The sequence below is a fragment of the Streptomyces sp. NPDC050263 genome, from assembly GCF_040655955.1.
Lineage (GTDB): Bacteria > Actinomycetota > Actinomycetes > Streptomycetales > Streptomycetaceae > Streptomyces.
In genome coordinates, this window is the sequence record NZ_JBFAKW010000019.1 from 96775 (window position 1) to 108441 (window position 11667).

General features: G+C 69.3%; 14 protein-coding genes and 5 tRNA genes. 14 read left to right on the top strand and 5 right to left on the bottom strand.

Annotated features, from left to right (window positions below; all coding sequences use genetic code 11):
* Window positions 1–558 precede the first annotated feature (558 nt).
* From AB0J04_RS12090 to gltX, 3 genes are all read left to right on the top strand, one after another.
* On the top strand, window positions 559–747 hold the full coding sequence (locus tag AB0J04_RS12090) for a hypothetical protein (RefSeq protein WP_363168255.1): 189 nt from the start codon (window positions 559–561) through the stop codon (window positions 745–747).
* A 166-nt stretch (window positions 748–913) separates the two neighbouring features.
* Window positions 914–1699, top strand: a complete 786-nt coding sequence (locus AB0J04_RS12095) for a fumarylacetoacetate hydrolase family protein (protein WP_363168256.1) — start codon at window positions 914–916, stop codon at window positions 1697–1699.
* Window positions 1692–3176, top strand: a complete 1485-nt coding sequence (gltX, locus tag AB0J04_RS12100; RefSeq protein WP_363168257.1) for a glutamate--tRNA ligase — start codon at window positions 1692–1694, stop codon at window positions 3174–3176. Before AB0J04_RS12095 ends, gltX begins: the two co-directional genes overlap by 8 nt.
* A gap of 64 nt (window positions 3177–3240) precedes the next feature.
* Here gltX and AB0J04_RS12105 read toward each other — a convergent pair whose 3' ends face one another.
* On the bottom strand, window positions 3241–3525 hold the full coding sequence (locus AB0J04_RS12105; RefSeq protein WP_363168258.1) for a hypothetical protein: 285 nt from the start codon (window positions 3523–3525) through the stop codon (window positions 3241–3243).
* A gap of 37 nt (window positions 3526–3562) precedes the next feature.
* Between AB0J04_RS12105 and AB0J04_RS12110 the strand changes: the two genes are divergently transcribed.
* The 6 genes from AB0J04_RS12110 to AB0J04_RS12135 all read left to right on the top strand — a co-directional run bounded on the left by AB0J04_RS12110 (window position 3563) and on the right by AB0J04_RS12135 (window position 4867).
* Entirely contained in the window at window positions 3563–4294 is a 732-nt protein-coding gene (locus AB0J04_RS12110) for an HAD family hydrolase (RefSeq protein WP_363168259.1), read from the top strand.
* Window positions 4295–4385: 91 nt separating this feature from the next.
* A tRNA-Gln gene (locus AB0J04_RS12115) sits at window positions 4386–4457 on the top strand.
* Between the two features lie 42 nt (window positions 4458–4499).
* Window positions 4500–4572, top strand: a tRNA-Glu gene (locus AB0J04_RS12120).
* 29 nt (window positions 4573–4601) lie between these two features.
* Window positions 4602–4674, top strand: a tRNA-Glu gene (locus AB0J04_RS12125).
* Window positions 4675–4694: 20 nt separating this feature from the next.
* Window positions 4695–4766 (top strand) — tRNA-Gln (locus tag AB0J04_RS12130).
* Window positions 4767–4794: 28 nt separating this feature from the next.
* Window positions 4795–4867, top strand: a tRNA-Glu gene (locus AB0J04_RS12135).
* Between the two features lie 80 nt (window positions 4868–4947).
* Here the strand turns inward: AB0J04_RS12135 and AB0J04_RS12140 are convergent.
* Window positions 4948–5592: a MerR family transcriptional regulator gene (locus AB0J04_RS12140; RefSeq protein ID WP_363168271.1), complete on the bottom strand. Its 645-nt coding sequence runs from the start codon at window positions 5590–5592 to the stop codon at window positions 4948–4950.
* A 39-nt stretch (window positions 5593–5631) separates the two neighbouring features.
* On the opposite strand from AB0J04_RS12140, the gene AB0J04_RS12145 reads away from it, so the two are divergent.
* Entirely contained in the window at window positions 5632–6126 is a 495-nt protein-coding gene (locus tag AB0J04_RS12145) for a DUF4188 domain-containing protein (RefSeq protein ID WP_363168260.1), read from the top strand.
* A 105-nt stretch (window positions 6127–6231) separates the two neighbouring features.
* On the opposite strand, the gene ndgR is transcribed toward AB0J04_RS12145, so the two are convergent.
* Entirely contained in the window at window positions 6232–6948 is a 717-nt protein-coding gene (ndgR, locus tag AB0J04_RS12150; protein ID WP_267027425.1) for an IclR family transcriptional regulator NdgR, read from the bottom strand.
* A gap of 188 nt (window positions 6949–7136) precedes the next feature.
* Here ndgR and leuC point away from each other — a divergent pair, with 188 nt between their 5' ends.
* The 4 genes from leuC (at window position 7137) to AB0J04_RS12170 (ending at window position 10480) form a co-directional block, all read left to right on the top strand.
* Window positions 7137–8567: a 3-isopropylmalate dehydratase large subunit gene (gene leuC / locus AB0J04_RS12155; protein ID WP_363168261.1), complete on the top strand. Its 1431-nt coding sequence runs from the start codon at window positions 7137–7139 to the stop codon at window positions 8565–8567.
* A 6-nt stretch (window positions 8568–8573) separates the two neighbouring features.
* Window positions 8574–9167: a 3-isopropylmalate dehydratase small subunit gene (leuD, locus tag AB0J04_RS12160; protein WP_363168262.1), complete on the top strand. Its 594-nt coding sequence runs from the start codon at window positions 8574–8576 to the stop codon at window positions 9165–9167.
* A 275-nt stretch (window positions 9168–9442) separates the two neighbouring features.
* Entirely contained in the window at window positions 9443–9673 is a 231-nt protein-coding gene (locus AB0J04_RS12165) for a hypothetical protein (protein WP_351911663.1), read from the top strand.
* 138 nt (window positions 9674–9811) lie between these two features.
* The gene (locus AB0J04_RS12170; protein WP_363168264.1) at window positions 9812–10480 is read left to right on the top strand and encodes an HU family DNA-binding protein; all 669 of its coding nucleotides are present in this window, start codon (window positions 9812–9814) and stop codon (window positions 10478–10480) included.
* Window positions 10481–10568: 88 nt separating this feature from the next.
* Here AB0J04_RS12170 and AB0J04_RS12175 read toward each other — a convergent pair whose 3' ends face one another.
* Together AB0J04_RS12175 and cofC are read right to left on the bottom strand one after the other, a co-directional pair.
* Entirely contained in the window at window positions 10569–10781 is a 213-nt protein-coding gene (locus tag AB0J04_RS12175; protein ID WP_363168265.1) for a hypothetical protein, read from the bottom strand.
* 9 nt (window positions 10782–10790) lie between these two features.
* Window positions 10791–11429, bottom strand: a complete 639-nt coding sequence (gene cofC, locus AB0J04_RS12180) for a 2-phospho-L-lactate guanylyltransferase (protein WP_363168266.1) — start codon at window positions 11427–11429, stop codon at window positions 10791–10793.
* Window positions 11430–11667 lie beyond the last annotated feature (238 nt).

Below are 11667 nucleotides of genomic sequence, written 5' to 3' on the forward strand. Positions count from 1 at the left end.
GAAAGACGGTGTCGGCGTGTTGAGGGGCGTCCTGAATACGCCCCCCGGATGGTCGTGAGTGACCGGCGCTGGCTCCCCCTGTCTCGCCGCCACCGGGCGCGTTGTGCGCCCCCTGTGCGCCGGCTCGATCCCGCGGCGGTCCGAGGAATTCCAGCACAGTGCAGGATCTCCAACAAGGCCCGTTGGCCAGGCTGTGACATCCGTGACACCACGTGAGGGTCAAGTTACGGGATGTAGAAACTGTTCCCACATAAGGCGGACATAAGTGGTCGAAGCAGTGGGGTGCAGTCGGTGTCCCAGTCGCCATGATCAGGAGCGGAATGAGGGCTTCAGGTGGCTAATGTCCGTTTCGTAGCGATCGATCGGATGCCTGGATTGACCGCTTTGCCCATGGATTCGTGAGCAAACTCACACGCTGATCATGAGACCTTCACGCGTTCACCGGGAATCGCGTGTTTAGCCTGACGCTTTACAGGGATGGCAAACCCGACAAGCCGCGCCTGCGCGACGCCCATTGGGCCCGCCCGGCGCCCGAAAACGACAGGGTCAAGTAAAACAGTGAAGACGACGACGATGTTCCACAAGATCGCCAACCCGCGGCGCACGACGCTGGCTCACCTCAAGGACGCCGACGAACTGCAGCTCCCGGAGCAGGCGGAGCACTCCGTCGACCTCCCTGCCCAGACTGCCAACCCCAAGCGCACCATCCTCATGGAGATCCCGGTCACCGCCTCCGCCCCCCAGTAGTCCCGGAGTTCCGGCGGTGGCTTCCGACCGGTAAGTACGCGCACCGGCCGCCGAATGCTCAGGGCGGCCGCCACGGATGTCAAGGGCGTCCCCGGCCGGGGACGCCCTTCCGCGTTAGCCTGGGGCCTCACACTCCAGCCAGCTCAGTCAAGGGGCCAACCAACCCGTGCGCATCGCCAGGTTCTCCATCGACGGGAACGTCGCCTTCGGCGCGGTCGAGGGCGACAAGCCGGACGAGCTCGTCCTCGACATCATCAAGGGCATCCCGTTCGCGGACTTCGAGCTCTCCGGCACGAAGGTGCCGCTGAGCAAGGTCCGACTGCTCCCGCCCGTGCTTCCCAACAAGGTCGTGGCCTTCGGCCGCAACTACGCCGAGCACGCGAGGGAGCTGGGCAACGAGGTGCCGGACGCCCCGTTCGCCTTCTTCAAGCCGTCCACCTCCGTGATCGGCTCCGGCGACGACATCCAGTACCCGTCCTTCTCCGCGGACGTCCACCACGAGGCCGAGCTCGCCGTGGTCATCGGCCGGCTCTGCCGCGAGGTCCCGCGCGACCGCGTCAAGGACGTGATCCTCGGCTACACCTGCGCGAACGACATCACCGCCCGCGACGTCCAGAAGCGCGAGAAGCAGTGGGCCCGGGCCAAGGGCTTCGACACCTCCTGCCCGCTCGGCCCCTGGGTGGAGACCGGCCTGGACCTCGAGACCGCGAGCGACCTCACCATCCAGCTCACGGTCAACGGCGGACAGCGGCAGCTCGGCCGCACCAGCGAGATGATCCACTCGATCGAGGATCTGATCGTCAACATCACCGAGGCCATGACGCTGCTCCCCGGCGACGTGATCCTCACGGGCACCCCGGCAGGGGTCGGCCCCCTGGCTGTCGGCGACGAGGTCGCCGTCACCATCGAAGGCATCGGCACTCTCACCAACAAGGTTGTCAAGCGTGGCTAGCGCACCCGGCTCCCCCGTACGCGTCCGTTTCTGTCCCTCGCCCACCGGTAACCCCCACGTGGGCCTGGTCCGCACCGCCCTGTTCAACTGGGCGTTCGCCAAGCACCACCAGGGCACCCTGGTCTTCCGCATCGAGGACACCGACGCGGCCCGCGACTCCGAGGAGTCCTACCACCAGCTCCTGGACTCGCTGCGCTGGCTGGGCTTCGACTGGGACGAGGGCCCGGAGATCGGCGGCCCGCACGCGCCCTACCGCCAGTCGCAGCGCATGGACCTCTACAAGGACGTCGCCGAGAAGCTGCTCGCCGCCGGCCGTGCCTACCACTGCTACTGCTCCCAGGAGGAGCTGGACACCCGCCGCGAGGCCGCCCGAGCCGCCGGCAGGCCGTCCGGCTACGACGGCCACTGCCGCGACCTCACCGAGGCGCAGACGGCCGAGTACCGGGCCCAGGGCCGCACCCCGATCGTCCGCTTCCGGATGCCCGACGAGACGATCACCTTCACGGACCTGGTCCGCGGCGAGCTGACGTTCACCGCGGAGAACGTGCCCGACTACGGCATCGTCCGCGCGAACGGCGCTCCGCTGTACACGCTGGTCAACCCGGTGGACGACGCGCTGATGGAGATCACGCACGTCCTGCGCGGCGAGGACCTGCTCTCCTCGACCCCCCGGCAGATCGCCCTCTACAAGGCGCTCATCGAACTGGGCGTCGCGAAGTCCGTCCCCGCCTTCGGCCACCTGCCGTACGTGATGGGCGAGGGCAACAAGAAGCTCTCCAAGCGCGACCCCGAGTCGTCCCTCAACCTCTACCGCGAGCGCGGCTTCCTCCCCGAGGGCCTGCTCAACTACCTCTCGCTGCTGGGCTGGTCGCTCTCGGCCGACCAGGACATCTTCACGATGGACGAGATGACCGCGGCCTTCGACATCGCGGACGTCAACCCCAACCCGGCGCGCTTCGACCTGAGGAAGTGCGAGGCGATCAACGCCGACCACATCCGCCTGCTGGACGTGAAGGACTTCACGGAGCGCTGCGCGCCCTGGCTGAAGGCCCCCTTCGCGCCCTGGTCGCCGGAGGACTTCGACGAGGCCAAGTGGGCGGCGATCGCCCCGCACGCCCAGACCCGGCTGAAGGTGCTGTCGGAGATCACCGACAACGTCGACTTCCTCTTCCTCCCGGAGCCGGTCTCCGACGAGGCGAGCTGGACGAAGGCGATGAAGGAGGGCAGCGACGCCCTGCTGACCACGGCCCGGGAAAAGCTGGAGTCGGCCGACTGGTCCTCCGCCGAGTCCCTGAAGGAGGCCGTCCTGGCCGCCGGCGAGGCCCACGGCCTCAAGCTCGGCAAGGCCCAGGCCCCGGTCCGCGTGGCCGTCACCGGCCGCACGGTCGGCCTCCCCCTCTTCGAGTCCCTGGAGATCCTGGGCAAGGAGAAGACGCTGGCGCGCATCGACACGGCCCTGGCGAAGCTGTCGGCGTAACACCGGCACAGGCGTGAGGGGCGGCACCCGAAGAACTCCGGGTGCCGCCCCTTCGGCCTTCGCCTCAGCCCGCGTCGCTCTCGTCGATCAGGTACGCGAACTCGTCGAAGATCTCCAGGACGACGACCACCATGACGGCTCCCGCGACCATGTACTCCAGCATCACGCCGGGGGCCACGTACGCCTTCCGCAGATGCTCGTCGGGGCCGAGCTGCGCCGTCGCGACCTTACGGAAGGGATCACGCGCCAGTATCCGCACGGCCTTGTCCAACTGGGCCTGACGCTCGCCGGGCAGGCTGTCGTACGCCGTACGCGCTTCGACGGTGAACTGGACGCGGTACTCGGTCATGCCCTTCAGTGTGCCAGCCCGCGATACCGTCGGAGGCATGAGCATTCGCGCCGTGGTCTGGGACGTGGACGACACCCTCTTCGACTACACCTCCGCGGATCGTGAGGGCATGCGGTCCTATCTGGTGGCCGAGGGGCTGCTGGACCGGTTCGGGACCGCGGAGCAGGCGCTGACGCGATGGCGCGAGGTCACCGACCAGCAGTGGGAGCGGTTCTCGGCGGGCGGGATCACCTTCGAGGACCAGCGCCGGGACCGGGTACGGGTGTTCCTGGGCCGCGAGATGACCGACGCGGAGGCCGACGACTGGTTCCTGCGGTACCGCGCGCACTACGAGGCCGCCTGGTCGCTCTTCCCGGACGTGCTGCCCGTCCTCGACCTCCTCGCCGCCAGCCACCGCCACGCGGTGCTCTCCAACTCCAGCCTGGAGGTCCAGAACCACAAGCTGCGCGTGCTCGGCGTCCACGACCGCTTCGAGACCATCCTGTGCGCCGTCGACCTCGGCGTCTCCAAGCCGGAGGCCGGCGCCTTCCTCGCCGCCTGCGAGGCGCTCTCCCTGCCCCCGCACGAAGTGGCCTACGTGGGCGACCACCCGGAGATCGACGGACGGGGCAGCGCCGACGCCGGACTGCTCTCGGTGTGGATCGACCGCTACGGCGGTACGGCGGCCGTGGAGGTCCCCGCGGGGCGGCACCGGATCGCCAGCCTCGCCGAACTCCCCGCGATCCTCGGCGCGGATACCCGTTTTGGAGCGCAGTCCACCTTCGGGTAATGTTCTTCCTGCGCCGCCGGAGAGCGGGCCGAAAGGCCGGAACCGGAGGAGCGAAACTAGAACAAGAACCCCTACGGGGCTTGCGTTCCAGTGGCCTATGGTGTAATTGGCAGCACGACTGATTCTGGTTCAGTTAGTCTTGGTTCGAGTCCAGGTAGGCCAGCTCGCAGAGCTCATCTGCGCACGTGGAGATCGATTCCACAAAGCCCCCGTTGTGTAGCGGCCTAGCACGCTGCCCTCTCAAGGCAGTAGCGCCGGTTCGAATCCGGTCGGGGGTACTGGTTCCGATCATGTCGGAACTGCTAGGGCCCCCGTTGTGTAGCGGCCTAGCACGCCGCCCTCTCAAGGCGGTAGCGCCGGTTCGAATCCGGTCGGGGGTACGAACTGGTTTAAACCACATTGGTCTATGGTGTAATTGGCAACACTACGGTTTCTGGTACCGTCATTCTTGGTTCGAGTCCAGGTAGACCAGCTCCGACCTGCGGAAACGCAGTGTCCACGCCCCCGTTGTGTAGCGGCCTAGCACGCCGCCCTCTCAAGGCGGTAGCGCCGGTTCGAATCCGGTCGGGGGTACGCATCAGGGAAGGCCCTCCACTTCGGTGGGGGGCCTTCGCCGTGTCCGTGAGCCAGGGGGCGTCCGGCTGACAGCCGGCTCACTCGAAGCCGTACCGCCGCGCCGACTCCTCCTCCTGGGCCAGCCGGTGCAGCGCCTGAAGCATCGGCTCGACGAGGATCGCGCCCAGCACCGCCGCCTCGATCCGCTCCGCCTCCGACTCCCGCGTCTCCACGAAGTCCAGGTCGAGCACGGCCGCCCGATGCATCAACTTGGCGTAGGACACCAGGAGTTCGGCGTCCCACTCGTAGCCGAGCCGGCGCAGCGCGGCCACCGACACCACCAGCGAACGGCAGGCGGGGGAGATCGTCGTCAACAACCGGGCGTTCGACCAGCCCAGGGTGCGCAGCAGTTCGTCGGCCTCCAGATGGGCGGCGCGCACATGGTCGTCGTCCGTGTCCGGCTCGCGGACCTGGGGCAGCGACCACAGGGCCGCGCCGAGCCGGATCGTGCGGCCCAGCGAGTCGTCGTCGACGTGTCCGAGCACCTCGCGGACCGTGGCCACCGGCAGCCCGCCCACCTGGATCATCGCGCGCACCAGCCGCAGTCTGCGCAGGTGTTCCTCGTCGTACTCGGCGGTCGTCAGGTTGAGCTGGCGGCCGGGCGGCAACAGGCCCTCGCGCAGGTAGTACTTGATCGTCGCGGTGGACACCCCGCTGCGTGCGCTCAGTTCGGCCAGTCGCAATGTCTTGCGCCCTTCATTGGTTAGCGGCACTATCCAAGCATGGCTGTGAGCCTCACCACCGCGAACGCCCGTGGGGACGCGGTCGTCCTGTTGATCGGGATGCGCGTCAACCACTTCTGGGCCGTGCACCAGTGGGTGCCGGTCATGCTGGCCATGTTCCGCATGCTCGCGGAGCTGAAGAAGGATCCGGGGCGCGGTCTGCTCTCCCGGGTGCTGCTGACGGCCTCGCCGCGGACGTACTACGTCGTCCAGTACTGGGAGTCCAAGGAGAAGCTCTACGCCTACGCGGGCGCGCCCGACGCGTTCCACCACAAGGCGTGGGCGAAGGTCAACCGCCTGGACCGGGAAGGGAAGGTCCGGGGGCACGTGGGCATCTGGCACGAGGCGTACATCGCGCCGGAGGGGTCCTACGAGTCGATCTACGGGGACATGCCGGCCTTCGGCCTCGCGGCCGCGCACGGGCAGGTGCCGTTGGGGGAGCGGGGGAGATACGCGAAGGACCGGTACGCGTACCGGTCCTCGAAGACTGTCTGAGCGCTCGAAAAGCGTCCGAGAGGGTGACGAGCGTCCGAGCCCGGTCTTCGGGAAGAGCCTGCCGCGGCGTTGAGGCCGGCTCTCGCCCGAAGGGGGGCACTCCGCTCAACCCGTGCGGCGCAGGGCCTCCGACAGCCGCGCCGCCGCGTCGATGATCGCCTGGGCGTGCATCCGGCCCGGGTGGCGGGTCAGCCGCTCGATCGGGCCCGAGACGGAGACGGCGGCCACCACGCGGTTGGAGGGGCCGCGGACGGGGGCCGAGACGGACGCGACGCCCGGCTCGCGCTCGCCGATGGACTGCGCCCAGCCGCGGCGGCGCACGCCCGACAGGGCGGTCGCCGTGAAGCGCGCGCCCTGGAGGCCGCGGTGCAGGCGCTCGGGCTCCTCCCAGGCCATCAGGATCTGGGCCGAGGAGCCGGCCTTCATCGTGAGCGTGGAACCGACCGGGACCGTGTCCCGAAGGCCGGACAGGCGTTCCGCCGCGGCCACGCAGATACGCATGTCGCCCTGGCGTCGGTAGAGCTGCGCGCTCTCGCCCGTGATGTCACGAAGGTGCGTGAGCACCGGGCCCGCGGTGGCCAGCAGCCGGTCCTCGCCGGCGGCTGCGGCCAGCTCGGCGAGCCGGGGGCCCAGAATGAACCGGCCCTGCATGTCGCGCGCCACCATACGGTGGTGTTCCAAAGCCACGGCCAGCCGGTGGGCCGTGGGTCGTGCGAGTCCGGTGGCTGCGACCAAGCCTGCGAGGGTGGCCGGACCGGACTCCAGGGCGCTCAGGACAAGGGCTGCCTTGTCCAGGACGCCGACGCCGCTACTGTTGTCCATGCAACGATACTCCCGTCTCACTCTGTGAAACGCAAGTTCATTTTTCCGTGAGACGCGCAACCCTTGGACTCATGGTGGCCCGCGGACCAACGGGCCTGGCGGCGGATGCCCGGGTACAGGGGCGAGGGCGTCGCCTCCACAAGATCTCTAGTTGGGCCGGCGCAGTTCTGCCGGCCGGAGGGAAAGCGATGGGTAGGACACTCGCGGAGAAGGTCTGGGACGACCACGTCGTCCGGCGCGCCGAGGGCGAGCCCGACCTCCTCTTCATCGATCTGCACCTTCTGCACGAGGTGACCAGCCCGCAGGCCTTCGACGGGCTGCGGCAGGCCGGCCGCCCGGTGCGCCGGCTCGACCTCACCATCGCCACCGAGGACCACAACACCCCGACCCTCGACATCGACAAGCCGATCGCCGACCCGGTCTCCCGCGCCCAGCTGGAGACGCTGCGCAAGAACTGCGCCGAGTTCGGCGTGCGGCTGCACCCGCTCGGCGACGTCGAGCAGGGCGTCGTCCACGTCGTGGGCCCCCAGCTGGGACTGACCCAGCCCGGCACCACCGTGGTCTGCGGCGACTCGCACACCTCCACGCACGGCGCCTTCGGCGCGCTGGCGTTCGGCATCGGCACCTCGCAGGTCGAGCATGTGCTGGCCACCCAGACGCTGCCGCTGGCCCGCCCCAAGACCATGGCCATCACGGTCGAGGGCGAACTGCCCGACGGCGTCACCGCCAAGGACCTGATCCTGGCGATCATCGCCAAGATCGGCACCGGCGGCGGCCAGGGCTACATCCTGGAGTACCGCGGCTCCGCCATCGAGAAGCTCTCGATGGAGGCCCGGATGACCATCTGCAACATGTCGATCGAGGCCGGCGCCCGCGCGGGCATGATCGCCCCCGACGAGACCACCTTCGCGTACCTCAAGGGCCGCGCCCACGCCCCCGAGGGCGAGGACTGGGACGCCGCGGTCGAGTACTGGAAGACGCTCAGGACGGACGACGACGCCGAGTTCGACGCCGAGGTCGTCATCGACGGCGCGGCGCTCGCGCCGTTCGTCACCTGGGGCACCAACCCCGGCCAGGGCGCGCCGCTTTCGGCGGACGTCCCCGACCCTGCTTCGTACGAAGACGCTTCGGAGCGCCTCGCCGCCGAAAAGGCCCTGGAATACATGGGGTTGGAGGCCGGGCAGCCGCTGCGCTCCATCAAGGTGGACACCGTCTTCGTAGGCTCCTGCACCAACGGGCGCATCGAGGACCTGCGCGCCGCCGCCGAGATCGTACGGAGCCGCAAAGTCGCCGACGGCGTACGGATGCTGGTCGTCCCCGGCTCGGTGCGGGTCGGTCTGCAGGCCGTCTCCGAGGGCCTGGACGCCGTCTTCAAGGAGGCCGGCGCCGAATGGCGGCACGCGGGCTGTTCGATGTGCCTGGGCATGAACCCCGACCAGCTGGCCCCGGGTGAGCGCTCCGCGTCGACCTCCAACCGCAACTTCGAGGGCCGGCAGGGCAAGGGCGGTCGGACGCACCTGGTGTCGCCGCAGGTCGCGGCCGCCACGGCCGTCCTGGGCCACCTGGCCTCCCCGGCCGACCTGTCCGACGCCGAGACCCGTACGCCCGCTGGAGTCTGATCAGTCATGGAAGCATTCACCACGCACACCGGCCGGGCCGTCCCGCTGCGCCGCTCCAACGTCGACACCGACCAGATCATCCCTGCTCACTGGCTCAAGAAGGTCACGCGGGACGGGTTCGAGGACGGGCTGTTCGAGGCCTGGCGCAAGGACGAGAACTTCATCCTCAACCGCCCCGAGCGGCAGGGCGCCACGGTCCTGGTCGCCGGCCCCGACTTCGGCACCGGCTCCTCCCGTGAGCACGCCGTGTGGGCGCTGCAGAACTACGGCTTCAAGACCGTGATCTCGTCCCGGTTCGCCGACATCTTCCGCGGCAACTCGCTGAAGAACGGCCTGCTCACCGTGGTTCTGGAGCAGCAGACCGTGGACGCGCTCCAGGAACTCTCCGAGAACGACCCGCAGGCCGAGATCACCGTCGACCTCGAGGCCCGCGAGGTGCGCGCCGAGGGCATCACGGCCTCCTTCGAGCTGGACGAGAACTCCCGCTGGCGGCTGCTGAACGGGCTGGACGACATCTCCATCACCCTCCAGAACGAGGGCGACATCGCCGAGTACGAGGCCAAGCGCCCGTCGTACAAGCCGAGCACGCTCCAGGTCTGACCCGGAGGCCCCCGGAAGACCTGGGCAGGTCGAGTTTCGGCCACCGCGACACCCCCGCCGTACCCCCGATCGGACCGATCGGGGGTACGGCTGTGTCTGCACCCGTTCGGCCCCGTAAATCTTCGCCGTTCCTCCCAACTTCCCACGTTAGAGCTGGTGTTGCCGGGGTACGCGCTCTGTGCGGACGCAACCGCCGGAAGGGCTCGGACGGCCGTTTGGGGCGGCAGTTGCCCCCTGAGCGGGCGACAACTCGCCCCAGATGGCACAATCTGTGCATGGAACACGACGGCCAACTCGAGCTCTATACGGCGGTCGCGAACCGACTCAAGGAAGCGCACACAACAGTGCGCGCACTGCAAGTCCCGGAGGGCGTACGGATGGCGCTGACCCGGAAGCTGCTGGTCATTACGGCCGCGGCCAAGCACGATCTCGCCGATGCGACAAGGCGTCTGGAGCGGTTCATGGCGGACCTCGACGAGGGGCGAATGCCCGAAGAGGACCGCTGATCGCCTCCGGAGCCGCCGATTTCGTTGCGGCACAAGGGTGATTAGCCCGTTTCGTGTTTGATTTGCGGTATATATCTGCCTAACGTGCGAAAAAGCTTGAACACTTTCGTTCTGGCTAATGCCTCCGAAGGGGAAGACGTGAACAAGGCGCAGCTCGTAGAAGCGATTGCCGACAAGCTGGGCGGCCGCCAGCAGGCCGCCGAGGCGGTCGACGCGGTCCTGGACGCCATCGTCCGCGCGACCGTCGCCGGCGACCGGGTCTCGGTCACCGGCTTCGGTTCGTTCGAGAAGGTCGACCGGCCGGCCCGCTACGCTCGCAACCCCCAGACGGGCGAGCGGGTTCGGGTCAAGAAGACGTCCGTGCCGCGCTTCCGCGCCGGCCAGGGCTTCAAGGACCTGGTGAGCGGCTCGAAGAAGCTCCCGCGCGGCGGCGAGGTCGCCGTCAAGAAGGCCCCCAAGGGCAGCCTGACCGGCGGTGCCTCCGCGACGGTCAAGAAGGCCGCGGCGAAGAAGGCCGCCCCGGCCAAGAGGGCGTCGGCCGCCGCGAAGAAGGCCGCCCCGGCGAAGAAGACGACGGCGGCCGCCAAGAAGACCACGGCCACCGCCAAGAAGACGACGACGAAGAAGGCCGCCACCACGAAGACGACGGCGGCGGCCAAGAAGACCACCACCGCCAAGTCCGCCGCGGCCAAGAAGACGGCGGCCAAGAAGGCCCCGGCGAAGAAGGCGACGGCCAAGAAGGCCCCGGCCAGGAAGTCGACCGCCCGCAAGACCACCGCCAAGAAGGCCACCGCCCGCCAGGCGTAGGGCAGCAGGGGCACTCACGCGCCGGGCCGGACCCCCTCTCGGAGTCCGGCCCGCGGCGTGTCCGGGAGGGCCCGCGCCGGGAGCCGCCTCAGAACGTCTGGAGCGTCACGAGGGTGATCCGGGGACTCGCCTTCGGCCCCTCCGCCTCGTCCACCTCGATCCGCACCCGCTGCCCGGGCCGCAGCAGTCGCAGCCCGCCCGCGTCGAACGCCGAAGCGTCGAACGGCATCGGTGTCCCGTCGTCCAGCAGCACCTGTCCGCTGCGCGTGTCGGGGTCGTACGTGTATGCGGTCGCCTGCATGGCGGCAGCCTACTGCCCGGGGATCAGCAGGCGCGCGGCCGCCGCGGCCGTCCGGGGCCCCACGCCCAGCGCGAGCGCCGCTCGCAGATCCTCGCCGGTGTCCACGTCCTGGCGTACCGAATCCACCGCGTCGAGACGGAGTTCCACGGCTCCGGAGGCGTGGTGACGCGCGCGGGAATGCGCGCCGAATGCCGGGAGCAATTCACGGCCCGGGGCGACGGCGAGCAGCGTCGTGCCGATTGCGGCCGCATCCGGGAGAAAGGCGCGCGGGAATTCCGCGGCCGCGTCCAGAACCCGGGCCAATTCCGACGGGCGCAGGGAAGGGAGATCGGCGTTGAGGGCGGCGAGCGGAGCATCGGGGCGCACGGCGCGCACGGCGCCCGCTCCGTGGGCCAGGGCGGCGTTGAGGCCCGTGCGCGGCTCGTCGGCGACGATCCGGGCGCCCAGGGCCGCCAGAGCGCGTCCGGCCAGCGCGTCGTCCGTGACCACGGCCACATCCCGCACCGCAGGCGATGCCAGCGCGGCCGCCACGGTGTCCTCGGCGAAGGCCAGGGCGAGCCCCGGGCGCAGCCCGTCGGCAGCGGTGTCCGCGAGCCTGCTCTTGGCCAACGCCAAGGGCTTGAGGGGTATGACCAAGGTCCACTGCACCGGCGTACCGTTCCTCTCTTGTCGCGGCCATTGTCACCCGGTACATCCGCCGGTCGGGCGGGCGGGCGTACCGTGTTCTCGACAGACCGGCGGCCCGGGGCGACACTTGTGCGGCCCCAGGCCCCGGAGCAGGCTTGGGAAGACCTAGACCCGGACTTCGCGGGTCACCGTTTCAGGTCTGTGGCCAGCGGGTCTGTCCGATGTCGGTGTCGAGGAGATCGAGGAGGTGGAGTTGAAC